This window comes from Lacisediminihabitans sp. FW035 (assembly GCF_054880895.1).
Genome location: NZ_CM142187.1, coordinates 1,477,205 through 1,499,690 on the forward strand (window position 1 = coordinate 1,477,205; position 22,486 = coordinate 1,499,690).

At 67.6% G+C, this 22,486-nt stretch carries 23 protein-coding genes; 13 read left to right on the forward strand and 10 right to left on the reverse strand.

From position 1 onward, the window contains the following. The first annotated feature begins 6 nt into the window (after nucleotides 1–6). The 3 genes from ACVXZ4_RS07165 to ACVXZ4_RS07175 are packed head-to-tail and all read left to right on the forward strand — an operon-like array spanning nucleotide 7 to nucleotide 2,873. A complete protein-coding gene (locus ACVXZ4_RS07165) occupies nucleotides 7–801 on the forward strand; it encodes an alpha/beta fold hydrolase (RefSeq protein ID WP_461797933.1) in 795 nt (264 codons plus the stop codon). A 10-nt stretch (nucleotides 802–811) separates the two neighbouring features. Further along, complete coding sequence (locus tag ACVXZ4_RS07170; protein ID WP_461797544.1) at nucleotides 812–1,486, forward strand: esterase/lipase family protein; 675 nt, start codon at nucleotides 812–814, stop codon at nucleotides 1,484–1,486. A 13-nt stretch (nucleotides 1,487–1,499) separates the two neighbouring features. After that, the gene (locus ACVXZ4_RS07175) at nucleotides 1,500–2,873 is read left to right on the forward strand and encodes an MFS transporter (protein ID WP_461797545.1); all 1,374 of its coding nucleotides are present in this window, start codon (nucleotides 1,500–1,502) and stop codon (nucleotides 2,871–2,873) included. Here ACVXZ4_RS07175 and ACVXZ4_RS07180 read toward each other — a convergent pair. Then, nucleotides 2,856–3,686, reverse strand: a complete 831-nt coding sequence (locus ACVXZ4_RS07180; RefSeq protein ID WP_461797546.1) for a UbiA family prenyltransferase — start codon at nucleotides 3,684–3,686, stop codon at nucleotides 2,856–2,858. The two genes, ACVXZ4_RS07175 and ACVXZ4_RS07180, sit on opposite strands and share 18 nt — an antisense overlap. A gap of 52 nt (nucleotides 3,687–3,738) precedes the next feature. Here ACVXZ4_RS07180 and ACVXZ4_RS07185 point away from each other — a divergent pair, with 52 nt between their 5' ends. Then, nucleotides 3,739–4,968, forward strand: coding sequence for an allantoate amidohydrolase (locus tag ACVXZ4_RS07185; RefSeq protein ID WP_461797547.1), 1,230 nt, complete (start codon nucleotides 3,739–3,741; stop codon nucleotides 4,966–4,968). A gap of 19 nt (nucleotides 4,969–4,987) precedes the next feature. Here the strand turns inward: ACVXZ4_RS07185 and ACVXZ4_RS07190 are convergent, their stop codons facing one another. Next, nucleotides 4,988–5,965, reverse strand: a complete 978-nt coding sequence (locus ACVXZ4_RS07190) for an NAD(P)H-quinone oxidoreductase (RefSeq protein ID WP_461797548.1) — start codon at nucleotides 5,963–5,965, stop codon at nucleotides 4,988–4,990. A gap of 42 nt (nucleotides 5,966–6,007) precedes the next feature. Here ACVXZ4_RS07190 and ACVXZ4_RS07195 point away from each other — a divergent pair, with 42 nt between their 5' ends. Next, a complete protein-coding gene (locus ACVXZ4_RS07195) occupies nucleotides 6,008–6,487 on the forward strand; it encodes a hypothetical protein (protein ID WP_461797549.1) in 480 nt (159 codons plus the stop codon). Between the two features lie 27 nt (nucleotides 6,488–6,514). Here the strand turns inward: ACVXZ4_RS07195 and ACVXZ4_RS07200 are convergent, their stop codons facing one another. The 3 genes from ACVXZ4_RS07200 to ACVXZ4_RS07210 all read right to left on the reverse strand — a co-directional run bounded on the left by ACVXZ4_RS07200 (nucleotide 6,515) and on the right by ACVXZ4_RS07210 (nucleotide 8,956). Beyond that, entirely contained in the window at nucleotides 6,515–7,453 is a 939-nt protein-coding gene (locus ACVXZ4_RS07200) for an alpha/beta fold hydrolase (RefSeq protein ID WP_461797550.1), read from the reverse strand. Beyond that, nucleotides 7,450–8,481: an FUSC family protein gene (locus tag ACVXZ4_RS07205; RefSeq protein ID WP_461797551.1), complete on the reverse strand. Its 1,032-nt coding sequence runs from the start codon at nucleotides 8,479–8,481 to the stop codon at nucleotides 7,450–7,452. The genes ACVXZ4_RS07200 and ACVXZ4_RS07205 overlap by 4 nt, the downstream gene beginning before the upstream one ends. Before the next feature lie 109 nt (nucleotides 8,482–8,590). Continuing rightward, nucleotides 8,591–8,956 (reverse strand): hypothetical protein, encoded by a 366-nt coding sequence (locus tag ACVXZ4_RS07210; RefSeq protein WP_461797552.1) that lies wholly within the window; start codon nucleotides 8,954–8,956, stop codon nucleotides 8,591–8,593. 418 nt (nucleotides 8,957–9,374) lie between these two features. Here ACVXZ4_RS07210 and ACVXZ4_RS07215 point away from each other — a divergent pair, with 418 nt between their 5' ends. Beyond that, nucleotides 9,375–9,875, forward strand: coding sequence for a hypothetical protein (locus tag ACVXZ4_RS07215; protein WP_461797553.1), 501 nt, complete (start codon nucleotides 9,375–9,377; stop codon nucleotides 9,873–9,875). Nucleotides 9,876–9,907: 32 nt separating this feature from the next. Here the strand turns inward: ACVXZ4_RS07215 and ACVXZ4_RS07220 are convergent, their stop codons facing one another. Beyond that, nucleotides 9,908–10,564, reverse strand: coding sequence for a response regulator transcription factor (locus ACVXZ4_RS07220; RefSeq protein ID WP_461797554.1), 657 nt, complete (start codon nucleotides 10,562–10,564; stop codon nucleotides 9,908–9,910). Then, a complete protein-coding gene (locus tag ACVXZ4_RS07225; protein WP_461797555.1) occupies nucleotides 10,561–12,012 on the reverse strand; it encodes a sensor histidine kinase in 1,452 nt (483 codons plus the stop codon). The genes ACVXZ4_RS07220 and ACVXZ4_RS07225 overlap by 4 nt, the downstream gene beginning before the upstream one ends. Before the next feature lie 74 nt (nucleotides 12,013–12,086). Here ACVXZ4_RS07225 and ACVXZ4_RS07230 point away from each other — a divergent pair, with 74 nt between their 5' ends. Beyond that, nucleotides 12,087–12,947 carry an aldo/keto reductase gene (locus ACVXZ4_RS07230; protein ID WP_461797556.1) on the forward strand — a complete coding sequence of 287 codons (861 nt, stop codon included), beginning with the start codon at nucleotides 12,087–12,089 and terminating at the stop codon, nucleotides 12,945–12,947. A 32-nt stretch (nucleotides 12,948–12,979) separates the two neighbouring features. Beyond that, nucleotides 12,980–13,720, forward strand: coding sequence for a dienelactone hydrolase family protein (locus ACVXZ4_RS07235; protein WP_461797557.1), 741 nt, complete (start codon nucleotides 12,980–12,982; stop codon nucleotides 13,718–13,720). Nucleotides 13,721–14,089: 369 nt separating this feature from the next. On the opposite strand, the gene ACVXZ4_RS07240 is transcribed toward ACVXZ4_RS07235, so the two are convergent. After that, on the reverse strand, nucleotides 14,090–15,865 hold the full coding sequence (locus ACVXZ4_RS07240) for a glycoside hydrolase family 15 protein (RefSeq protein WP_461797558.1): 1,776 nt from the start codon (nucleotides 15,863–15,865) through the stop codon (nucleotides 14,090–14,092). 31 nt (nucleotides 15,866–15,896) lie between these two features. On the opposite strand from ACVXZ4_RS07240, the gene ACVXZ4_RS07245 reads away from it, so the two are divergent. After that, nucleotides 15,897–17,264 carry a glucose-6-phosphate dehydrogenase gene (locus tag ACVXZ4_RS07245; RefSeq protein ID WP_461797559.1) on the forward strand — a complete coding sequence of 456 codons (1,368 nt, stop codon included), beginning with the start codon at nucleotides 15,897–15,899 and terminating at the stop codon, nucleotides 17,262–17,264. A gap of 29 nt (nucleotides 17,265–17,293) precedes the next feature. On the opposite strand, the gene ACVXZ4_RS07250 is transcribed toward ACVXZ4_RS07245, so the two are convergent. Together ACVXZ4_RS07250 and ACVXZ4_RS07255 are read right to left on the reverse strand one after the other, a co-directional pair. Then, nucleotides 17,294–18,076 (reverse strand): class I SAM-dependent methyltransferase, encoded by a 783-nt coding sequence (locus ACVXZ4_RS07250; RefSeq protein ID WP_461797560.1) that lies wholly within the window; start codon nucleotides 18,074–18,076, stop codon nucleotides 17,294–17,296. Nucleotides 18,077–18,119: 43 nt separating this feature from the next. Further along, nucleotides 18,120–19,163, reverse strand: a complete 1,044-nt coding sequence (locus tag ACVXZ4_RS07255; RefSeq protein WP_461797561.1) for an App1 family protein — start codon at nucleotides 19,161–19,163, stop codon at nucleotides 18,120–18,122. Between the two features lie 174 nt (nucleotides 19,164–19,337). Here ACVXZ4_RS07255 and ACVXZ4_RS07260 point away from each other — a divergent pair, with 174 nt between their 5' ends. The 4 genes from ACVXZ4_RS07260 to ACVXZ4_RS07275 all read left to right on the forward strand — a co-directional run bounded on the left by ACVXZ4_RS07260 (nucleotide 19,338) and on the right by ACVXZ4_RS07275 (nucleotide 22,484). Next, nucleotides 19,338–19,994 (forward strand): TetR/AcrR family transcriptional regulator, encoded by a 657-nt coding sequence (locus tag ACVXZ4_RS07260; RefSeq protein WP_461797562.1) that lies wholly within the window; start codon nucleotides 19,338–19,340, stop codon nucleotides 19,992–19,994. A gap of 167 nt (nucleotides 19,995–20,161) precedes the next feature. Further along, complete coding sequence (locus tag ACVXZ4_RS07265) at nucleotides 20,162–21,085, forward strand: ABC transporter ATP-binding protein (protein ID WP_461797563.1); 924 nt, start codon at nucleotides 20,162–20,164, stop codon at nucleotides 21,083–21,085. Further along, nucleotides 21,082–21,771, forward strand: coding sequence for an ABC transporter permease (locus ACVXZ4_RS07270; RefSeq protein ID WP_461797564.1), 690 nt, complete (start codon nucleotides 21,082–21,084; stop codon nucleotides 21,769–21,771). The genes ACVXZ4_RS07265 and ACVXZ4_RS07270 overlap by 4 nt, the downstream gene beginning before the upstream one ends. Beyond that, on the forward strand, nucleotides 21,768–22,484 hold the full coding sequence (locus ACVXZ4_RS07275) for an ABC transporter permease (RefSeq protein WP_461797565.1): 717 nt from the start codon (nucleotides 21,768–21,770) through the stop codon (nucleotides 22,482–22,484). The genes ACVXZ4_RS07270 and ACVXZ4_RS07275 overlap by 4 nt, the downstream gene beginning before the upstream one ends. Nucleotides 22,485–22,486: the final 2 nt, after the last annotated feature.

Here is a 22,486-nt window from a genome sequence, read left to right on the forward strand (position 1 = left end):
GTGACCATGAATGACCTCCGCGTCGGCGAACGCCTGAGGCGTCGGGGCGGGGTCAGCTACTACTCGAGCCGGCCCCTGTACGACGATCTCGCCGTCGTCATCAAACGCTTCCCGGGCTCTGCGGCTACGGACGTGTCGCGGCCATTCGTGCTCGTCCACGGTATCGGCGTCTCCTCCCGGTATTTCCATCCGCTCGCCGAGCAGCTGGCGAAGAGTGGAGAGGTCTACCTCATCGACCTCGCGGGCTACGGGGCGGCGCCGGATCCGAAACGCGACGTCTCGATCAAGCTTCACGCGGATGTCCTCGGCACCTTCCTGCACAGGGCGGGCATCGAGAACCCGGTGCTCGTCGGCCACTCCATGGGCACCCAGGTGGTGTCGCAGCTCGTCTTCGACTCTCCGCGGGCCAGCGATCGACTCGTGCTGATCGCTCCGACGGTGAACCCTCCCGACCGCCGCTTCAGCACGGAGGCGATGGCGCTGCTGCGCGACATCACGAGAGAATCGATGCGCTCCAACCTGATCATCGCGACCGACTATCTGGTGCGGTGCGGCATCCCCTATTTCCTTGCCCAGTTGAAGCACCTGTTGAGCGACCGGATGGAGGACCGCTTGCCGGCGATCGAGGCGCGCACCCTCGTACTCCGCGGCGACTCCGATCCGATCGTTCCCCGATCGTGGGCGGAGACCGTGGCGGAGCTGCTCCCGAACGCGACCTATGCCGAGGTCACAGGGCCGCATGTCGTGATGCACTCCGACCCGGTGCGCATCGCCGCCCTCATCGTGAAGCACTCCGCATGAACGGCACACCATGATCACCCCGAGGGATGCCGGAGCGGCCGTCGCCGACCGGCTCTACCAGATACGTGAGCAGGCGAAACATGTCGTCGGCGGCGCTCCGAGTGAGCGGTACGAGCGCGGTGACCTCGCTCCCGTCCTGCTGCTTCCCGGCGTGTATGAGACCTGGCAGTTCCTTCGGCCGGTGGCGGACCGGCTCAACGCCCTCGGGCATCCGATCCATACCCTGCGGGAGCTCGGCCACAATCGCCTGACGGTCGTCGCATCGGCCGCGCTCGCCCAGGACTACCTCGACAGCAGGGATCTCGCTGGCGTGGCCATCGTCGCGCACAGCAAGGGCGGCCTCATCGCCAAGCACATGATGGTGACGGATGACCGCGCGGGCAGGATCGACACTCTCGTCGCGATCAACTCCCCGTTCGGTGGCTCAACGCTGGCCAACTGGGCGCCGGTGCGCACCCTTCGCGCGTTCTCCCCGCGGGATGAGACGGTGATGACCCTCGCGGCGAACCGCGCGGCGAATGCGCGGATCACCTCGATCTACAGCCGCCTCGACCCGCTCATCCCCGGCGGCAGCGAGCTCGAGGGGGCGACGAACGTGTGCCTGCCGATGGTCGGACACTTCCGGCCACTCTCGTCCGCGACACTGTTCGCCGAAGTCGAGGGTGCCCTCGCGTCGCGCAGGTAGAAGAATGACGCCAATGGAGAAGCACCAGAAACTCGTACTGGCCATCGCCGTGCTCGCCTCGTTCGTGGCATTCCTCGACGGCTCGGTCATCAACGTCGCCCTTCCCGCCATCATGAAAGACCTCGGCGGCGGCATCAGCACCCAGCAGTGGGTAGTCGATGCCTACCTCATCACCCTCGGATCGCTCATCCTCGTGGCCGGATCTCTCTCCGACGTCTACGGCCGGATCGTCGTGCTGCGCACCGGGCTGATCGGCTTCGGGGCGGCGTCGCTGCTCTGCGCCCTCGCCCCGACGGCGGAGATCCTGATCATCTCGCGGGGAGTGCAGGGAATAGCCGGTGCCTTGCTCGTGCCGAGCTCGCTCGCGATCATCCTGTCCAATTTCCGCGGCCCCGCACAGGCCAAGGCCATCGGGCAGTGGACCGGCTTCACCAGCGCCGCCTTCATCCTCGGACCGCTCCTCGGCGGCCTGTTCGTCGATCTGGCGAGCTGGCGCCTCGTCTTCGCGATCAACGTGTTGCCGATTGCCGTCACGCTCTACCTGCTCGCGGTGCTGAAGCAGAAGGACGAGCGCGACCGGGGCGTCGCCATCGACTACCCCGGTGCCGTCCTGGGAGTGCTGGGCCTCGGACTTCCGGTCTTCGCCCTGATCGAACAGGGGAACTATGGCTGGGGGAGCCCGGTGATCTATCTGACTATGGGCTTCGGGGTCCTCGCCTTCGCCGCGTTCCTCTGGCGCGAGCGCGTCGCGAAGCAGCCGATGGTGCCGCTTGCGCTGTTCCGGGTGCGCAACTTCGCCTGGGGTAACCTCACCACCACGTTCGTGTATGCCGCCATCTCGCTCGGCGGCTTCCTGCTCGTGGTGTTCTTGCAGCAGGTCGCCGGGTATCCGGCCACGTTCGCCGGGCTCGCGACCCTGCCGGTCACGATCATCAGCATCCTGCTGTCGAGCCGCGTCGGCTCCCTTGCCGGTCGGTACGGTCCGCGCCTCTTCATGACTGTCGGCCCGATCATCACGGCGGCGGGCTTCTTCCTCTACGTGTTCGCGGGGGCGCATCCGAACTACTGGACGCAGATCCTGCCCGGCGTCATCCTCTTCGGCTTCGGGTTGACGATCACTGTCGCTCCGCTCACCAGCGCGATCCTCGGCGCGATCGATGAACGCCAGGCCGGCATCGGCTCCGCGATCAACAACGCGGTCTCCCGGGTCGCCGGACTCGTCGCGATCGCTTTCGTCGGACTCATCGTCGGTCCGCAGCTCGGCGTCGCGGGCTTCCAGCGCGGGGTGGTCGTGACCGCCATCCTGCTGGTGCTCGGCGGGGTGACGTCCTGGATCGGCATCCGCAACGCGCCCGCGCAAGCGCCGGCCTCAGGCGAGCAGGCGTGACCCTCCGAACGACAGCAGCACCACGTTGACAAGAGCGGATGCGATGATCAGCTGGAAAAGCAAGCGCGTTGGCGGCCGCCTCACCGCCACGGCGATGGCCACCGCGAGCAACAGGGTGAGGCCGAGCCCGACCCACTGGAGCACTGTCTTCCCGTCCGCGGGGCCGAAGAATGCGACGGCTGCACCGGCGGCGAGCGATGCCCAGATCACGACTCCGGATGCTGCGCGGCCGAGGCGATGCGGAAGGCCGGCGATGCCGGTGCGGGCATCGTCGTCGAGGTCGGGAAGCACATTGGAGAAATGGGCCGCGACACCGAGCAGCGCCCCGAGGGCCAGCGCCCAGCCGGCGGCGACGGCGGGCACCGGCCTGGCGAGGGTTGCGACCATCGGTAGGAGTCCGAAGCTGACGATGTAGGGGACAACCGAGAGCGGGGTGTTCTTGAGGCCGAGGTTGTAGGTCCATGCCGAGGTGATGAAGACGGTGTGGGCGAGGGTGGCCGGCCAGCCGAGAGGCAGCGTCAGCAGTATCGCCGCCGCAGCTGTCACGAAGGCGGCCGTGCGCACGGTGCCGACGCTCACGCGTCCGGAGGCGACCGGCTTGTCGGTGCGGCCGACGGCCCGATCCCTCCCGGCGTCGATCCAGTCGTTGGAGAGGCCGACCGAGACCTGTCCGAGCAGGAACGCGAGGCCGAGGATCGCGACACGCAGCGGATCCAGCCCCACCGCGATGCCCAGCACGGCGGCGACCGCACTGACCGCGACGCTCGGCCCCGGGTGGCTCGAGAGGGCCAGGGCGACGGCGGTTCGGGGCATCCGCTCATGCTACTTCCGCGGGGCCCGCGCGGCTCGCACTATCGTGGTGACCATGCCCGAGACCCGTAGCCCCGATACGGTTGCGGGCCTCCTGGCCGAGATCTCCGGGGTGGGTCGTGACCGCCAGCGCGGAGGCTACTCCCGCCCGGTCTTCTCAACTGCCGAACGCGACCTCGGAGGCTGGTTCACCTCTCACGCCGAGCGGCGCGGACTCGACGTGCACACCGATCTGAACGGCATCCTCTGGGCGACGCTGGGGGACATGTCCGCGGGGAATGTCGTCGTCACCGGGAGCCACCTCGACTCGGTGCCCGGCGGGGGAGCGTTCGATGGCCCGCTCGGGGTCTGCTCGGCCCTTGTCGCCGTCGACCATCTGCGGGGCCGTGGAGGGACGCCGGCGAGGCCGCTCGCGATCGCCGTCTTCCCCGAGGAGGAGGGGTCGCGGTTCGGGGTCGCCTGTCTCGGGTCGCGCCTGCTCGCCGGGGCCATCGATCCGGATCGGGCTCGCGGGCTCCGGGATGAGGACGGTGCGACATTCGCCGAGGTCGCGGCGGCGAGCGGGCTAGACCCTCGTTTCATCGGCCAGGACGATGGCACCCTCGCCTCCATCGCCACGTTCCTCGAACTGCATGTGGAGCAGGGGCGAGGGCTCATCGACCTCCGGCGGCCCGTGGGGATCGCCCGGTCGATCCTCGGCCACGGCCGCTGGCGCATCACGGTCACCGGCCAGGGCAACCACGCGGGAACCACGCTGATGGCGGACCGCCGCGATCCCATGGTCGCCGCGGCGCGAATTGTCGTCGCGGTGCGGGACGCGGCCCTCGCCCATCCGTACGCCCGGGCGACCGTCGGCCGTCTCACGCCCGTACCCGGAGGCACCAATGTGATCGCCTCGAGCGTGGACCTGTGGCTGGACGTGCGGCATCCGGCTGACGAGACCACGGCAGCCGTCGTGAGGCGCGTCACCGCCGAGGCCGGCCGCATCGCCGCGGATGAGGGGTGCACCGTACGCGTGCTCGAGGAGTCGGTGAGCGGCACGGTGCACTTCCCGGCCCCGCTGCGCGACCGGCTCGCCGACATCCTGCCGGGGTCCCCGCTGCTCGACACCGGGGCCGGCCACGATGCCGGGGTGCTGAGCTCCCGGGTCGAGACTGCCATGCTCTTCGTGCGCAATCCCACCGGGATCTCGCATTCTCCCGAGGAGCACGTGGAGCAGGATGACGCGGAGGCGGGGGCGATGGCTCTCGCCGACGCGCTCGAATCGCTTTTAGCGCGCGCCTGAGACGACGACGCATCCGCGGCTAGGGCAGGAGCAGCAGCTTTCCGATGTGCGCTGACGACTCGAGGCGTTCGTGCGCCGCGGCGGCATCGGCCAGGGGGAACCGGCTGTCGATCACCGGAACCACCTGTCCGGTGACGACGAGGGGCCAGACGTTCTCGCGAACGCTCGCGAGGATCTCGTCCTTCTCCGCGAGGGGGCGCGCGCGGAGGGTCGATCCGTAGAGGGACAGCCACCGCCGCATCACGAGCCCGAAGTCGAGGATTCCGGGCTCACCGCTGAGGTTCGCGATGTTGACCAGGCGTCCGCGAGTCGCGAGCGACGCGAGATTGCGTTCGAGGTAGCCGCCGCCGATCGAATCGAGGATCACATCGACGCCCCGACCCTCGGTCGCTTCCGAGACCCGCTCGGCGAAATCCTCGGTGCGATAGTCGATGAGGATCTCCGCCCCGAGTCGTTCGCACGCGGCCAGCTTGGCCGGCGACCCCGCGGTCACGGCGACGAGGCTCCCGAAGGCGCGGGCGAGCTGGATGGCGATGGTGCCGATGCCGCTCGACCCGCCGTGGATGAGCAGGGTCTCTCCGGCGCGAAGTGCCGCCGTGAGGAAGACGTTCGACCACACCGTCGCGATTGCCTCGGGGAGGCCGGCGGCATCCACGAGGTCGAGCGAGTCGGGCACCGGGAGAAGTTGCCCTGCGCTGGCCACGGCGAATGAGGCATAGCCACCGCCCGGCAGCAGTGCGCAGACCCGGTCGCCCACCGCCCAGTCGTGCACCCCGGACCCGAGCGAGCGGATCGTCCCCGACACCTCCATGCCCATCAGGGGGGACGTGCCGGCCGGCGAGGGGTAATGTCCCTCCCGCTGGCCGATATCGGCTCGGTTCACCCCGGCCGCAGCGACCTCGATGAGCACTTCGCCGTGACCGGCCGTCGGGTCGGGGAGCTCGTCGAAAACGAGGGAATCGATACCCCCGGGATTGGGGACAGTGATGGCACGCATTCCTGAACGCTACGCCCAGCCGCTGCAAGTAGGTTGGAGGTCATGCCATTGTCAACGGATGCCGCCGCGCTCGCCGCGCTGCTTCCCGGTACCTGGCGCGTCGGCGCCACCAACTTCCCGATGTGGCTCGGCGGGGATCGCCTTCGGCCGCAGTTCCGCTATGACCTGACGAGTGCCGATCCCCTCGTGCTCGACGACGTGGTCAGCTACACCACCCGCGACGGGGTGGAGAAGACCATCGTCGGGATCGACCGTCTTCGTGCGGAGGGTTTTGTCTGGCGCGGTACCCGCCTGCTCGCGCTCGTCACGAGCCGCTGGTCCGTCATCGGAGCGACGGAGGACTCGAACATCCTCGTCATCCGGTTCTCGAAATCGTGGCTCACACCCGCCGGCGTGGATGTCCTCGTTCGGGACGGCACGGATTCGCACGCCTTCCGCACCGAGGTCGCGGGTCGTGCCGAGTCGCTCGGCCTCACCACCGGCGAGTTCGCGAGCCTCACCTGGCTCGAGCTGTCCGAGTGATCCGGCTCGACCTGCCGATACTGGCGGTCAGTCGTCGCCGTAACCCAGCGCCTTGAGCACGGCCCGCGGGCGCTCAACCGCTCCGAAGTGTCCGCAGTCCGGGATGACCGTCCGCACGCTCGACGGAAGCAGTCGTCCGAGGTGGTCGAGGTCCTCCTGGGTGACGAACACGTCGCGGTCGCCCTTCGTCGCGCGCACCGGGCAGTCGATGCTCGCCCAGCGGGCATCCGCGTCGTAGCCCCGCGTCACGCTCGCCGCCGTCGCGAAGGATCGCGGACGGATCTCCGCGGCGAGCGCCCGTCCCTGCGAACGGGGGATCGACCGCCAGTGCCGGAACAAGGGGAAGGTCGCCGGGCGCAGCAGCCCGATCGCACCGATCCCGCGCACGAGCGCGGGGCCGGCGGGGCCGAGGGCTGCGAGCGCCTGCATCACCCGCCAGAGCATCGTGAATCCGGGGAGTTCGCCGAAGCGCCTCACCGGATGCTCGACGCTGTGGATGATCGAGAACGTCGTGCCCGAAACCATCCCCACCGACAGCACCGCCTGCGGCCAGATCGAGGCCATGTGCAGGGCGATGAAGCCGCCGAGGGAGTGGCCGACAAGGTCCCATTGGGTGTAGCCGAGCTCTTCGGCCATGTCCTTCACCAGCGAACAGATCGCGAACACCGGGTCATCGATGCTGCCTTCCGCGAGTTCGGCGTCCCCCCAGCCCGGCAGGTCGAAGATCACGATGTCGCCGAGGTCGACACGATCGGCATCGGCGGCCTGGAGCAAGGGAGTCCAGGTGGTCCAGGATCCGGCCGCGCCATGCAGGAACAGGGTCGCCCGGGTCGACGTACGCCGCACCGGATGCCGCGCCACACAGGTTCCCAGGGAGCTCGAGACCGTGGTGACGGTGAGGCCGAGGGAGGCGGCATCCGCCACGAGCTCGTACGGCGCGTAGGACTCGAGGGTGGCCACGCTCATGCGGACTCCTCCCCGATGATGACCTCGCGCACGCGGCGGAGGTCTTCGAGAAGTGACCCCACCAGGATCCAGTTGTCGGGGTCGGGTTGCACGATGGTCAGCGGCGCGGTGAGGGCGGGGAGCTCCGCGGTGATCGGCGCCGCCTCGATGGTCGGCGCATCCTGCGCCAGAAGGCGGAGGTCGTGCGCCGCCCGGTCGAGCTCGAGCGCGATGGACCGCACGAACGGATCGTCGGCGAGCCCCGAGTCGTAGTTGTCGTGGAGGGCGCGGGCCATGCCAGTGACGCGCGTCACGAGGATGCCGAGCGTGTCGAGGAGGTCACGGTCGTGTTCCAGGCGTTCGCGATAGCGGGCGCGCCGCGGATTGAGCATGAGCGATTCGTCCGCGCGCACCAGGGCATCGGTGGCCGAATTGCGCAGCCCCGGCAATCGGCGTGCACCGGCGAGCATCGCGGCGAGCTCCTGCGGCTCCTGGGGTGTGCGAAGCGACGTCGCGAACGACGAGAGGGTGTCGGCCACACTCTCCGCCAGTCGTACGAGCGCATCGTGGGCCGGGGCGAGCAGCACCGGGGGAACGATGATGGCGTTGACCGCGAGTCCCACGACCGCGCCGATCACCGTCTCGATCACCCGGTTGACGGCATACCCGGGCGTGTTCGCGCCGATCGCGATCACGAGCATCGCGCTGATCGGGATCTGGTTGGCCGAACCCGGTGACAGTCGAAGGGCCCAGGCCAGCAGGAGCGACACCACGATGATGCCAAGCACAATCCAGCTCGAATGTCCGAACAGGATTCCGGCGGCATAGGCGAGCACCACCCCGAAGATCACACCGACGCTGCGCTCGATGCCCTTCGCCAGAGACTGGTTGACGCTCGGTTGCACCACGAGGAGAGCTGCGATCGCCGCGAAGATCGGAAGCGGCTGGCCGAGCGCGACCGTGCAGATCAGCCACGCGACGATGGCGGCGACCGAGGTCTTGAGCACCTGGAGCAGTGGACTGCGGGTCGAGGCTCGCAGCGAGGCCATCAGTCGCATCCCCCCAGAGTATCCGGAGGGAGACAGAGTCGACGGCGACCATCGGTCTGGGCGGGCGGGTCGGCGGGGTGGGACTACCCGGGCCGGGCGGCGCTTCGGCCTACTCGGTCGGGAGCTGCGGGCCGCTGAGGTCGCCGCTCGTCGGCGGATCTACAGTGGGGGACACGACGACGACAGAGGTGTGTGATGTGCCCGGCAGGGGGGAGCCGGTCGATGACACCGTGTCGGCCGCCGCGACTGCGGATCCGCCGAGCGCGACGCTCACGAGCAGCGCGCTCGCGAGGATGCCGGCTGCAGAAACTCCGCTTGCTGCCGCGGTCACTCCGGTCAGCCGTCCAGTGCGGCGCGATCGCCTCACATAAACGGCGATGGCTACGAGGGCAACCGTCGCAAGAGAGACGGTGAGCACTAGTGGCAGGGTAATCGCATCGGTCGCCGCGGACGCGGCAGCAAGCGCAGCATTCATGTGCTGGCTGTTCCTTTCGGGTAAGGAACGGTTCATGTCGGGTACATGAACTGTGTATCGGTCTGTCCGTCTTTAGGGGGACATCAGATCGATAAGAGGAACGTATCAGCCCCTCATTCGCGGGGCAAGCCACGGTGTGCCCCAATTTGGGGGCGTGACGGCGAGTACGGCCCGAATGTGCCGATTTTCCGGGCGAGATGCCCCGCATCCCGGATCGATGATGAGGAAAGCTTCGTGTCGACTCTCCATCGGGGAGGCGCGGCAGATGAGAGAGTTCTCATCAGCTTCTCTTTCGGATCTCATGGCTGTGTCGCAGGCTTGGCTCTGACACGCAATCCGCCCGCATCTCCCGCCCGGGTGACGGTGCACGTGCCCCCGGTTACCCGTGCCGGCAACGCCGCAGCGAAAGGCAGTCCCCATGAACATCTCGCGCAAGATCGCACTCGCGGGCGCGGTGACGCTCGGTGTCTTCGGCCTCGGTTCTGCCGGAGCGGCGGCGGTCGCCCACACACTGACCATCGAAGATCGCGCCGGTGCTGTGCAGAAGCTCGCTCCCGTGACCACGGGCACGATGACTCCTTCGCCGAGCGCGACTCCGCTCGATGACAAATCCAACGGTCCGACCGGTACGACAACGGTCTCGCCTGCGGATCCGATCAACGTCGACGACCACGGCGGGCTGCGAAACAGCGGCACCCATGACGGTGCCCCCCATGATCTCGGCGACGACAATCTGTCCGATGGCGGACACGACGGAACCGGAGACCCCTCCGGTGACGACCATGACGGGTCGGGCGACTCGGGCACGGGAACCAGCGGATCGGGAGGCTCCACTTCGGGTAGTGGCGTCACCGACGGGGGTTCCTCTGGCGGCAGTGGCCACGGTGACGGTTCGGGCGACACCGGCGGGCACCACTAGCAGCAGTTCGTCCGACCGGGTGCGCGGGAGGGCTATCGGAGCCGATAGCCCATCCCGCGCACTGTCTCGATGCGCTCGGCGCCGAACTTCGCCCGAAGATAGCGCACATACACGTCCACGACGTTCGACCCGGGGTCGAAGTCGAATCCCCACACCCTGCTCAGCAGCTGCTCGCGACTGAGCACCTGGTCAGGGTGGCGCAGGAACTCCTCCGCGAGTCCGAACTCGCGCGCGGAGAGGTCGACGGTGCGGGAGCCGATGGTGGCGCGCCTGGTGCGGGTGTCGAGGCTGAGGTCGCCGTAGACCAGCTCGGTGCGCTCGACCGGCCCGGCATCCCGCAGCCGGAGGCGGATGCGGGCGAGCAGCTCGTCGAACCGGAATGGTTTGGACATGTAGTCGTTGGCCCCGCCCTCGAGCCCGGCAACGGTGTCGGCTCCCGAGTCGCGGGCGGTCAGGATGATCACCGGGATGTCGGCGCCCGACTCGCGCAGGCGGCGCAACACCGTGAATCCGTCGAGCCCGGGGAGGCCGATGTCGAGCACGACGAGGTCGAACGACCCGGTGGAGGCGTAGTCGAGCGCATCGCCACCGTTCGTCACGGTATGGGAGCTGTACCCCGCCGCGCGCAGGCCTTTCTCGATGAAGGAGGAGATGCGCGCCTCGTCCTCGGCGATGAGAATGCCGCTCATGCGTGGCTCCTCCCACTGTCCTCGTCATCATCGTGAATTGCCGGCCCGAGCGGCAGCTCGAGCGTGAACGTGGATCCGATCGCCGGCGCACTCTCCAGTCGCACCACACCGTGGTGGGCGTGGATGATGGTCGTCACGATCGCGAGCCCGAGTCCGGCTCCGCTCTCGCCGCGGCCTTCCTCTTCGCGTCGGAACCTCTCAAAGATACGCTCGTGAGCCTCCGGAGCGATGCCCGGTCCGAAGTCGGTGACCCAGAGTTCGAGGAACTCATGGCCGAGGTCTTCGACCACCCGGCTGCCGATCTCGATCGGCAACCCCGGAGTACCGTGCCGGTTGGCATTGGCGGCGAGCTGGAACCAAGCCTGGGTGATGCGGGCCGGATCCAGGTCGGCCACGGCATCTGCGGTCTCCATCAGTCTCCAGTCGCGGCCGGCGATCCCGCTCAGCTTGCGGTAGACGGTCTCGGTGAGTCCGCGCACGTCCGTCGGCTCGAGGGTGACGCCGGAGAGGCGCTGGACCGACGCGAGCAGCGAGATGTCGGCGACAAGCATGTTCATGCGGTCGAGTTCGTCGATGGCGAGGGTGCGGATCTCCTCCACCTGCACGGAGTCGTCGACGTCGAGAAGCTCGAGTTGGCCGCGAACAATCGTGATGGGCGTCTTGAGTTCGTGACCGACGTCATCGAGCAGCTGGCGCTGGCCCTCGAGGGAGCTCTGAATCCGGTCGAGCATCTCGTTCACCGTCACGGTGAGCTCGGAGACGTCATCGCCGCCCGCCACCGGGATGCGCTCGACGAGGTCGGATCCGGTGATGCGCCGGGCCGTGTCCCGGAGGATGCGGAGGGGACGCAGCAGGCGACCGGCGACGAACCAGCCCACGAGTCCCACCGCCACCAGGGCGCCCGCGGCCACAAGCAGGAAGGTGCGGAAGCCCTCGGCTATCGGCAGGAGCTCGGCATCGATGCTGTACGCCGCCACATAGACGCCCGATGCGCTGTCTCCGGCGGCCCGCACCGGAACGGCGAGATAGCGCAGGGCACCGCGGGAACCCACGTCGGTGCCGAGCACCACGGCTCCGGGAGCCGTCTCGCGGTTCACGCGGGTGATGAGCTCGGTGTCCTTCTCGAGGGGGACCCCCACCTGGCTTCCGGGGATCACCGCGGCCTTGCCGTCGATGATGCCGAGGATTCCCTCGTTCGTGTCGGGGGTGATCTGCTGGATTGCGGCGGTCAACAGCAGGCGCACGCTCGAGTACTCCTTCTCGGCCGCGATCGAGCGCAGGCGGCTCGCCGTGTCCTCCAGCCGCTGGTCCACCTGGGAGAGCACGCGCTCGCGCTGCACCAGGAACGCCGTGCCGCCGGCGATCGTCATGCCGGCCGCTGCCACGACCAGCATCGCGGCGAGAATGCGGACACGAACCGACACGGTGATGGTGCGGCGGCGGGGCATGCCCTCATTATCGAGCAATCGTTACCCAGCCAGTTCCAAGATGAGAGAGGTCTCATGCGCGTACCGTGACGTCAATGACCACGAAACCCGCTGCGGCATCCGGAACCTTCTCGATCGGCGGAGACCTCGTCGTCAACCGGCTTGGCTATGGAGTGATGCAGTTACCGGGCGCCGGAGTCTGGGGGGAGTCGCCCGATCCGCAGAACGCGGTGCGGGTGCTCCGCCGGGCCGTCGAGCTCGGTGTGACGCTCATCGATACCGCGGATGCCTACGGTCCGGAGGTCGCCGACCTCCTGATCAAGGATGCGCTCCACCCGTACGCCGACGACCTGGTGATCGCAACGAAGGTCGGTTTCACCCGGCAGGGTCCGAACCAGTGGATCCCGGTCGGACGCCCGGAATACCTGAGACAGCAGGTGGAGCTCAGCCTGCGGCATCTCGGGCTCGAGCGCATCGACCTGTTGCAGCTGCATCGGATCGATCCGAAAGTCGCGCTCGAAGACCAGCTCGGCGAGTTGGTCGCGCTCCAGTCCGAGGGCAAGATCCGTCACCTCGGGCTGTCCGAGGTCTCGGTGGACGAGCTGAAGGCCGCCTCGCAGCTGGCACGGATCGTCTCGGTGCAGAACCTCTTCAACCTCGCCCACCGTGATGCGGAGCCCCTGCTCGACTACGCGACGGCCAATGGCATCGCCTTCATCCCGTGGTTCCCGCTCGCCACCGGCAGGCTCGCCAAGCCGGGAGGGCCGCTCGACGACCTCGCGAGGCGGCACGGCGCCTCGCCATCCCAGCTCGCGATCGCCTGGCTGCTCAAGAGGTCTCCTGTGCTCCTGCCGATCCCGGGCACCTCGAGCCTCGATCATCTCGCCGACAATATCGCCGCCGCCGGGCTCGAATTGTCGGAGGATGAGTTCAGCGAGCTCACGCAGGCAGTCTGATCGTCCCGAAGCGCCCACCCACCAGGAGAACCATGCCCGAGACCAGTTCCCGCACCATCGACATCCCCGCGCTCAGGGGAGCGAGCGTCGGCCTCACCGGGGAGTTCGTCCTCCCGGCCGGTGACGGGCCCTGGCCCGGAGTGGTGCTGGTGCACGAGGCGTTCGGCATCAATGACGTGATGCGTCGGCAGGCGGAGCGCTTCGCCCGGGCGGGCTATATCGCGATCATGCCCGACCTGTTCACCGAGGGGGGAGCGCGCAAGTGCCTCACCCAGACCTTCCGGGAGCTGAGCGCCGGCACCGGGCGATCCTTCGCCGACATCGAGTCGGCCAGGCAGTTGCTCATCGGCAGGGAGGACTGCACCGGCGAGGTCGGCATCATCGGCTTCTGCATGGGCGGTGGCTTCGCGCTCACCGCGGCCAGTCTCGGTTTCGCCGCCGCGTCAGCCAACTACGGGCGGCTTCCGAAACCCCTCGACGAGGCGCTCGTCGGAGCCTGCCCGATCATCGGAAGCTACGGCGGCAAGGACGGATCCCTGAAGGGTGCAGCCCAGAAACTCGAGGACTCCCTCACGCGCCTGGGGATCGAGCACGACGTCAAGGAGTATCCCGAGGCCGGTCATGCATTCCTCAACGACGCCGAGAGCGGCCCGCCGGCCCTTCGCTTCATCATGAAGCGAATCATCGGGGCCGGACCGAACCCCGAGGCGGCGGCCGATGCGTGGCAGCGGATCGATGCCTTCTTCGCCGAGCACCTCACGACGAAGGGCTGAGTGCCTAGTGCTGAGTGCCGGGCGCTGAGTGCTGAGTGCTGAGTGCTGAGTGCTGAGTGCTGAGTGCTGAGTGCTGAGTGCTGAGTGCTGAGTGCTGAGTGCTGAGTGCTGAGTGCCGGGCGCTGAGGCCGGGCCCCCGGTGTGGCACTCTGTTGCGGCCTTCTCGACCGTCCGGGGGTCGCGCTCGACATCAGATCTCGGGCCGAGTGAGCGTTCAACAGCAGACTTTCGGCTATTTCCGGTGGTCACTGATGTTGGGCAGCGGATGCCGAGCAGCGGATGCCGAGCAGCGGATGCCGAGCAGCGGATGCCGGGCAGGGGGTGCCGCGGGCAGCGCTCGGCGGTTGAAAACTGGTGGCCTCCAGGGGTTCAGGCGCTCGCCTCCGCGATCGCATCCGCCGCGCGGACCAGGGCGAGATGCGACAGCGCCTGGGGCGTGTTGCCGACCTGCCGCGACTGGGCCACGTCGTATTCCTCGCTGAGCAGGCCCACGTCGTTGCAGAAGCTCACCAGCCGATCCATCAGGGCACGTGCGTCGCTCACTCGGCCGCTGCGCGCGTACTGCTCGACCAGCCAGAACGAACAGGCGAGGAACGGATGCTCGCCCGACGGCAGCCCGTCGACCCCTGACTCGGTGCGGTACCGCATGAGGAGCCCGTCGTGCAGCAGCTCCTCCTCGAGGGCGGCGACCGTGCCGAGCATCCGCGGGTCGTCGGCGGCGACATATCCGATCTGCGAGAGCAGCAGAAGAGAGGCGTCGACGCCCGTGCTGCCGTAATACTGCGTGTAGGTGTTGCGGGAGTGATCGAACCCACGGGACTCGATCTCGGCGCGCACCTCCTCGCGAAGGCGCGTCCACCGCTCGACCGGTCCCTCGAGGCCGAAGTCGGTCACGGCACGTATCGCGCAGTCGAAGGCTGCCCAGATCATGGCTCGCGAAGAGACGAAGTCGCGCTGCGGCCCCCGGATCTCCCAGATCCCGTTGTCCGGACGCCGCCAGTTCTCCTCCACATAGGTCATGAGGGCGCGTTGGAGAGGCCAGGAGAACGGATCTTCGGCGATCCCGAGCTCGCGTGCGGACTGGAGCGCGATCATCACCTCCCCGAAGACGTCGCCCTGGTACTGCCGCCAGGCGTCGTTTCCGACCCTCACCGGCGATGCGCCGTCGTAACCGGGAAGGGTGTCCACCTCCCACTCGGTGAGGCGGCGCTCGCCCGACAGCCCATACATGATCTGCACGTCACCGGGGTCACCCGCAACGGCCCGGAGCAGCCATCCGCGCCACGAGTTCGCCTCCTCGTGGAACCCGTGTTTGAGCAGCACGTGCAGAGTGAGCGACGCGTCGCGAAGCCACACATACCGGTAGTCCCAGTTGCGACTGCCTCCGAACGATTCGGGAAGACTGGTGGTGGCGGCCGCCACTATCCCGCCGGTGTCCTCGTGGGTGAGCGCTCGCAATACCAGCAGCGAGCGGTGCACCTCGTCGTGATAGATCGGCGAGGCGATGCAGTGGGATGCCCACTCCTGCCACACCTCGACCGTGTCAGCAAGGCGGTCGTCGACCACGATCCGGGGCGGGGGCTGTCGATGAGAGGGATACCAGGTCAGCGAGGTATCCACAGTCTCTCCGGCGGCCACGGTGAACTCGGCGACGTGCGTGTGGTCGGATGCCCGCAGCTCCGGTCCGCGAATGATCACGGCGTCCGGTCCCGCCACGGCTACGAGTCCGAAGCCGTGTTCGTCCGGCGCCTGGCGTACCCAGGGCATTGACTCCGCGTAGTTGAAACGCAGCCGCACGTCCATCGTCATCGCCACGCTGCCCCGGATGCCGGTGACGCGACGGACAACATCGGCGCGCCGGTCGCCGTGCGGCATGAAGTCGGTGACTTCCACCTCACCATTTGCTGTCTCCCACCGCGTCACGAGGATGAAGGTGTCTTCGCGGTAGTGGCGCGAAGTGGACACGACCTTGCCGACCGGGGCGAGCAGCCAGCGCCCGTGATCCTTGTTTCCGAGCAGCGCTCCGAAAGTAGACGGGGAGTCGAACCGGGGAAAACAGAGCCAGTCGATGCTTCCGTCCCGCCCGACGAGAGCAGCAGTGTGGCAGTCGCCGATCAGGGCGTAGTCCTCGATGCGCAGAGCCATTTCGCCAGTCTTGCAGAGGTAACCTGTGCTCATGACTGACCACATCGGAACTCTCGTCATTCTCGGAGCAGGAGGGGATCTCACGAAGCGACTTCTGCTTCCGGGTCTCGGCCAGCTGTTGGGCAGTTCGCGAGGGTACGACCTGCGCCTGATCGGGGTGGGATTCGACCCGATGACAGATGTCGAGTGGCGCTCCCGCGTCGCGGAATCCTTCGCGGCCGGTGGCGTGGCAAGCACGCGCGCGACGTCGGTGGCGAAGAACTCGGTCTACCTCCAGGCCGACGTCACCAGCCCCGCCGATCTCACTCGGATCCTCGCCGCTGCCAGCGGGGCACCGGCCCTGTATTTCGCGCTGCCGCCTCACGTGACGATCGCGGCGATCACCGCACTCGAGAAGGTCGGCCTGCCAAAGGGCACCGTGCTCGGACTCGAGAAGCCGTTCGGCACCGACCTCCGCAGCGCCCAGGCGCTCAACCGTCAGCTGGTGAAGCTGCTGCCGGAGAAGCACATCCACCGGGTGGACCACTTCCTCGGCAAATCCACAGTTCTCAACCTGCTCGGACTGCGCTTCGCCAACCGCATCTTCGAACAGGTGTGGAGCGCCGAGCACATCGAGCGGGTCGACATCGTCTTCGATGAGACCCTCGGGCTGGAGGGACGCGCCGGGTATTACGACAAGGCCGGCGCGCTGGTGGACATGATCCAGAGCCACCTCCTGCTGGTGATGGCGCTCACCGCGATGGAGCCACCGTCGAGTCTCGACGCCGACGACCTGCGGGGGTCGATGGCCCAGGTGCTGAGGGCCACCCACGCCTGGAAGGGCGACGCAGTAGCCGCCGGCCGCCGGGCGCGCTACACCGGCGGCACCATCGATGGGCGCAAATTGCCGGCCTATGTGAAGGAGGACGGAGTCCATCCGGAGCTCGACACAGAGACTCTCGCCGAGGTGACGGTGGGCATCGAGAATTGGCGCTGGGCGGGGGTGCCGTTCCGGCTGCGGTCGGGGAAGGCCATCGCCGACAAGCGCCAGCAGATCGTGGTCACCTTCAAGGACGTGCCCCACCGCCCGTACGGTTTCACCGGAAACCCCGGCCCAGCACGGCTCACCATCTCGCTCACGCCGGACAGCATCGAACTCGACCTCAATATCAATGGTGAGGATGATCCCTTCACACTCGACCGTGTGAGCCTCGACGTGGAGTTCGCCAAAGGTGAGCTCGGGCCCTATGGCGAAGTTCTCCACGGCATCCTCTCCGACGACACGACGCTCTCGGTGAGGGCGGACGCAGTGGAGGAATGCTGGCGCATCGTGGCGCCGATCCTCTCGGCCTGGCGCAAGGGGGTCGTGCCGATCGACAGCTACCGCGCCGGGTCCGCGGGCCCCACGGCCTGGCGATAGCGCGGGAGAACTGAGAGCTGCCCGACGGCTCAGGGACGCCCGACCACGATCCGAAGGCCCGCATCGAACTCGGCCAGTCGCCGGAAATCGCCGTAGCGCCTGTCCCACTCACCGCTGGCGAGGTCTCGCGAGAGCTCGCGGACGAACCGGTCGACCACCTCGTCGGGCACGAAGCTCCAGGCCGACATGGCCTTCCGAACCTCCGGTTCGAGGAGGCGCTCCGGCCGGGCGAAGAACGCCTGGCCGAAGCCGTCGAGGCAGTCCGCGGGCACGGGTACCGAAACGACCTCGGCGCTGCCGTCCCGGCCGAGTTCCGCCACGAGGTCGGCGATAGCGGGCATCCGCCGACCATCCACGTCGAGCACTTCGGGCACATAGTCCATGAGCCACCAGTGCACCGGCGGCACCGGATCGAACGTCATCACCACCACCGGCCCGCGCGTCACCCGTCGCATCTCGGCGAGTCCCGCGGCGAGATCCGGCCACTGGTGCACCGTCACCGTCGCCATGCTCGCATCGAAGCTGTCGTCGGCGAAGGGAAGGTCGTCCGAGGTCGCATCGATCGCGTGCGATAGCCAGGCGGGCCGCTGCGCCCTCATCGAGGCCGAGGGCTCGACGGCGGTCACCTCACGGTCGACGGGCTCGTAGGATCCCGCGCCCGCTCCGACATTGAGCACCGTGAGGGCGTCTCCAAGGGCGCTGAGGATTCGGGCAGCGATTCTCGGATCGGGCTGGCGGATTCTCGCGTACCCGTCGCCGATCCGAGAGTAGTCGGCATCGCCCGCCGACCCGTCCCCCCGTCGAGTGACCATGGTTCAGGTCTACCAGCAGGCACACCGGAAACCGAGGGTACGGCTAGAAAAGCCCGGAATCTGCAAGCCGTTCGGCCAGTCCGGCCCCATCGGGGGCGTACACCCAGGGAGCCGATTGGTTGGAGTGGGCTTCGGACTTGCTTCGCCCACCGGCGAGAACAGCCTCGCTGTTGGAGAGCTGACGGATCGCCACCGCCTCCACGTTGTGCGGGTGGCTCGCGGCGAACTGGCCGTAGATCTCCTCGTCGTGCTGGCCGTCGTCGCCGACGAGCAGCCAGCGCACCTCGGGGAATTCCCGGGAGAGGCGCTTGAGGGTGTCGACCTTATGATTGCGACCGCTGCGGAACCACCGATCGTGGGTGGGTCCCCAGTCGGTGAGCAGCAGGGGGCCGGTGGGGTAGAGGTTGCGGGACAAGAATCTTGACAGGGTCGGGGCGACATTCCAGGCACCGGTCGAGAGGTAGAAGACGGGGATCCCCGGATGCGACCTGGTCAGTCGTTCGTAAAGCACCGCCATGCCGGGCACCGGTCGTCGTGCGTGCTCATCGAGCACGAAGGTGTTCCAGGCGGCGAGGAACGGCCGGGGGAGTGCGGTCACCATCACGGTGTCGTCGACATCGGAGATGATTCCGACCTTGGCCGCCGGGTCGACGATGAAGACCGGAGCCTCGACGCTGTCGGTCTCGTCGGTGCGGATGGTGATAACGTGCCAGCCCGGCTCGAGATCGACCTCGAGAACGGTGTCCACGACGCCACCGCGGTCGGCGATCACCCGCTGTTCCACATCCCCGATCTCGATCGTGACGGCGATCTCGTTCACCGGAACGCTGGTGAAGCTCCGCCAGCCGCGGATCTTCTGATAGCGCGGATCCTTTCCCGCCGTCGGCTTAGTGAGGAGCACCCGGCAGAGCACCCTCGCCCACCCGGGAGCGCCGTAGCCGGCGTAGGGGATGACCGTGGGGGTGTGGCCCCGACGCCGGGCGAATTTCTCACGGAAGTCGTGCACCGCATCTTCGGCACGCGCCGCGAGGTGGAGGATCGGCTCGGCTCCTGCCACCGCGGCTGAGGTTTTGGGGATCCTTGCCATGGCCCAAGTCTTTCACGTCTGCGAGGGCCACCCGCGGTCGACAGACAGGTCGGAGCAGTGCACAGACCCGTCATTTCTGGCAAATCGCACAGTTCCTGAATTAAACGCAAATAGTTCGCGCCCCCGTCTCGGGGGCGCGATAGTATTCGGACTGACATAAATCGAGGAGTTGCATTGGCGGATCAGAACCCTACGGACATTTCCTCGGACGGAAGCGCTCTGTTGCGCAACGAACCGGTCCAGGCGCGCAGCACGGCGCGGCTTGCGAGCCTCCTTGACGCCGCCGCTGCCATCATCGACGAGATCGGCTACGAGCGACTCACCACCGCGATGGTGGCCGAGCGTGCGGGTGCCTCCATCGGCACCGTCTACCGCTATTTCCCCGACCGCATCGTTGTGCTCCAGAGTCTGAGTGCCCGGTCCCTCGGCGGTTTCGTCGATGGCACGCGGGCGACGATCCTCGACCCGGCCCATGACACCTGGTGGGACGCGGTGAGCGCTTGCATCGTCGGGATGACGGGTGCCTTCCGCACGCTGCCCGGTTACCGTTCCCTTCGTCTCGGCGATGTTCTCGATGTGCGCCCGGCGCTCTCGTCACAGTCGGGGAGCACGGTGGTGGCCGCTGCGGCCGCAACGGCGCTCTCCGAGCGATTTGGACTTCCGATCGACGACCTGGCCCACCGCCTCGAGGTCGTCATCGTCGTCTCCGACTCGTTGCTCGCACGCGCGTTCACCTACGACTCGAAGGGCGACTCGAAGCTCATCGACGAAGCGATGACCCTGTCGAAGGCCTACCTGACAGGGTTCTACGGAGATCCCACTCAGGTCTAGGCCGCGGGTCTCTCTTGGCGTACGGTTCGGTTCACCGCGTCATCCGGGTACGTCAGCTATTCGTAATCTTCCGCAACCGAGAATGACGGTTGTCGAGAATAGTGTTTAGCTAGAAAAAAGTCCGGCAAGTGTCGATTCGTGTAGCCCACGAGGAATGAGCCGCCCCCATGATCGAGTTCCGCAGCGTCACAAAACAATTCCCCGACGGCACGCTCGCGGTCGAAGACTTCAGCCTGGTGCTGCCCTCCCGCAAGACGACGGTATTCGTCGGGTCGTCGGGATCGGGCAAGACCACCCTGCTGCGCATGATCAACCGGATGGTCGACCCGTCGTCGGGCACCATCGAGATCGATGGCGAAGACACCTCGAAGCTCGAGCCGGTCGCCCTGCGCCGACGCATCGGCTATGTCATGCAGAACTCCGGTCTGCTTCCCCACCTCAAGGTGATCGACAACGTCACGATCGTCCCGGTGCTCAACGGGGTGCCCAAGAAGCAGGCGAGAGAGGATGCGCTGCGCCTGCTCGACACCGTCGGCCTCGATCGGGCGCTGGCCGATCGCTACCCGAGCCAGCTGTCCGGCGGACAGCAGCAGCGCGTCGGGGTGGCCCGCGGGCTCGCGGCCGACCCGAACATCCTGCTGATGGACGAGCCTTTCGGTGCCGTCGACCCGATCGTGCGGGCGGAGCTGCAGACCGAGCTCATCCGTCTCCAGCGAGAACTCGACAAGACGGTGGTCTTCGTGACGCACGACATCGATGAGGCCTTCCTCCTCGGCGACCAGGTGGTCATCCTCGAGAAGGGCGGACGCATCGCGCAGGTCGGTTCGCCCACCGAGATCCTCTCGGCGCCGGCCAACGAGTTCGTCGCCAGCTTCATCGGGGCCGAGAAGGGCAAGCGGGCGCTCAGCATCCGTCGCACCCCGACCGGCGACATCCTGGTGGATGCCGAGGGCCGCGCCGCGGGCGTGCTTGTGGGCGAGTCCGGGCTGGTCGGCGAACCCGGTCTTGTCAGCGGATCCGGCCTTGTCAGCGGAACCGGCCTCGTCAGCGGATCCGGCCTCGTCAGCGGATCCGGCGGAGCAGCGCGGTGAACTGGCTGCTCAACAACGGTGACCTGATCGGCCAGCTGATCGTCTCGCACCTCCTGATCGCCATCCCGCCGATCATTCTGAGTTTCGTCATCTCCGTACCCATCGGCTGGGTGGCGAATCGCTACCGTTGGAGTCGCGGGACATTGCTCACCGTCCTCGGCCTGCTCTACGCCATCCCGTCCCTTCCGTTGTTCATCATCCTTCCGTTGATCCTCGGCACCGGCCTGCGGGATTCGGCGAACCTCGTGGTGGCCCTCACGCTCTACGGCATCGCGCTCATGGTGCGCACGACCGCCGATGGTCTCGCCTCGGTCGACCCGGACATCCGCCAGTCCGCCACCGCGGTGGGATTCTCCGCGCGGTCCCAGTTCTTCCGGGTGGAGCTCCCGCTCGCCGGTCCGGTGCTCCTCGCCGGCATCCGGGTCGTGGCAGTGAGCACGATCAGCCTCACGACGGTGGGGGCGGTGATCGGTATCGACAGCCTCGGTGCTCTGTTCACCGACGGGTTCCAGCGCGGCATCGCGGTAGAGATCCTCACCGGGATCGTGCTCACCATCATCATCGCCCTCGGTATCGACGGGCTCCTCGTGCTCCTCGGCCGGGTGCTCATGCCGTGGGTTGCGGTCACTTCCGGCCGCGGCGTCCGTCGCGAGCTTCGTCGGGCGCGTGGAGCAGTGACCGCATGAATCTCTTCGTGCAGGGCATCCTCTGGGTGCTCGATCCCGCCCACTACGGGGGAGTCGACGGCATCGACACCCGGGTTGCTCAACACCTCCTGATCAGCTTCGGCGTGCTCGTGGTCGCCTCGATCATCGCGATTCCGCTCGGGTATGTCATCGGCCACACCGGCCGGGGGCGTTCGCTGGCGATAGGGGCGTCCGGTGCGATCCGCGCCCTCCCGACCCTCGGGCTCCTGATCATCATCGCCCTCGCCGTGAACGTCGGCCTGCTCGCCCCGTTCATCGCGCTCGTCGTGCTTGCCATCCCTTCGATCCTGGCCGGGGCGTATTCGGGATTCGAGGCTGTGGATCGGCGGGCCATCGATGCCGCCCGCGCCGTCGGTATGACCGAGCTACAGATCGTCGGCCGGGTCGAGATGCCGCTGGGGCTGCCGCTGCTGATCGGCGGCCTGCGCACTGCGTCGCTGCAGGTGATCGCGACGGCGACGCTCGCGGACTACGTGGGCGGCGGCGGTCTCGGGCACTTCATCTTCCTCGGTCTCAAGACCAACGACTACCCGCAGATGCTGGCGGGATCGATCATCGTGATCCTCCTCGCCATCCTCTCCGAAGTGCTGTTCAGCATCGTCCAAAGGCTGGTGGTGCCCGCCGGGGTCACCGCCGGGCAACCTCAAGATGTCCGCGTGAAGTCAACCCGATCTCGCACGGCCCTGGGTTAAAT

Bases quoted from the DNA above. Each gene is read 5' to 3' on its own strand.
- ACVXZ4_RS07235 (WP_461797557.1), top strand. From the start codon at position 12,980: ATGCCCGAGACCAGTTCCCGCACCATCGACATCCCCGCGCTCAGGGGA.
- ACVXZ4_RS07210 (WP_461797552.1), bottom strand. From the start codon at position 8,956: ATGAATGCTGCGCTTGCTGCCGCGTCCGCGGCGACCGATGCGATTACC.
- ACVXZ4_RS07245 (WP_461797559.1), top strand. From the start codon at position 15,897: ATGACTGACCACATCGGAACTCTCGTCATTCTCGGAGCAGGAGGGGAT.
- ACVXZ4_RS07180 (WP_461797546.1), bottom strand. From the start codon at position 3,686: ATGCCCCGAACCGCCGTCGCCCTGGCCCTCTCGAGCCACCCGGGGCCG.
- ACVXZ4_RS07195 (WP_461797549.1), top strand. From the start codon at position 6,008: ATGCCATTGTCAACGGATGCCGCCGCGCTCGCCGCGCTGCTTCCCGGT.
- ACVXZ4_RS07175 (WP_461797545.1), top strand. From the start codon at position 1,500: ATGGAGAAGCACCAGAAACTCGTACTGGCCATCGCCGTGCTCGCCTCG.
- ACVXZ4_RS07215 (WP_461797553.1), top strand. From the start codon at position 9,375: ATGAACATCTCGCGCAAGATCGCACTCGCGGGCGCGGTGACGCTCGGT.
- ACVXZ4_RS07265 (WP_461797563.1), top strand. From the start codon at position 20,162: ATGATCGAGTTCCGCAGCGTCACAAAACAATTCCCCGACGGCACGCTC.
- ACVXZ4_RS07205 (WP_461797551.1), bottom strand. From the start codon at position 8,481: ATGGCCTCGCTGCGAGCCTCGACCCGCAGTCCACTGCTCCAGGTGCTC.
- ACVXZ4_RS07255 (WP_461797561.1), bottom strand. From the start codon at position 19,163: ATGGCAAGGATCCCCAAAACCTCAGCCGCGGTGGCAGGAGCCGAGCCG.
- ACVXZ4_RS07275 (WP_461797565.1), top strand. From the start codon at position 21,768: ATGAATCTCTTCGTGCAGGGCATCCTCTGGGTGCTCGATCCCGCCCAC.
- ACVXZ4_RS07230 (WP_461797556.1), top strand. From the start codon at position 12,087: ATGACCACGAAACCCGCTGCGGCATCCGGAACCTTCTCGATCGGCGGA.
- ACVXZ4_RS07165 (WP_461797933.1), top strand. From the start codon at position 7: ATGAATGACCTCCGCGTCGGCGAACGCCTGAGGCGTCGGGGCGGGGTC.
- ACVXZ4_RS07170 (WP_461797544.1), top strand. From the start codon at position 812: ATGATCACCCCGAGGGATGCCGGAGCGGCCGTCGCCGACCGGCTCTAC.
- ACVXZ4_RS07220 (WP_461797554.1), bottom strand. From the start codon at position 10,564: ATGAGCGGCATTCTCATCGCCGAGGACGAGGCGCGCATCTCCTCCTTC.
- ACVXZ4_RS07250 (WP_461797560.1), bottom strand. From the start codon at position 18,076: ATGGTCACTCGACGGGGGGACGGGTCGGCGGGCGATGCCGACTACTCT.
- ACVXZ4_RS07240 (WP_461797558.1), bottom strand. From the start codon at position 15,865: ATGGCTCTGCGCATCGAGGACTACGCCCTGATCGGCGACTGCCACACT.
- ACVXZ4_RS07225 (WP_461797555.1), bottom strand. From the start codon at position 12,012: ATGCCCCGCCGCCGCACCATCACCGTGTCGGTTCGTGTCCGCATTCTC.
- ACVXZ4_RS07190 (WP_461797548.1), bottom strand. From the start codon at position 5,965: ATGCGTGCCATCACTGTCCCCAATCCCGGGGGTATCGATTCCCTCGTT.
- ACVXZ4_RS07185 (WP_461797547.1), top strand. From the start codon at position 3,739: ATGCCCGAGACCCGTAGCCCCGATACGGTTGCGGGCCTCCTGGCCGAG.
- ACVXZ4_RS07200 (WP_461797550.1), bottom strand. From the start codon at position 7,453: ATGAGCGTGGCCACCCTCGAGTCCTACGCGCCGTACGAGCTCGTGGCG.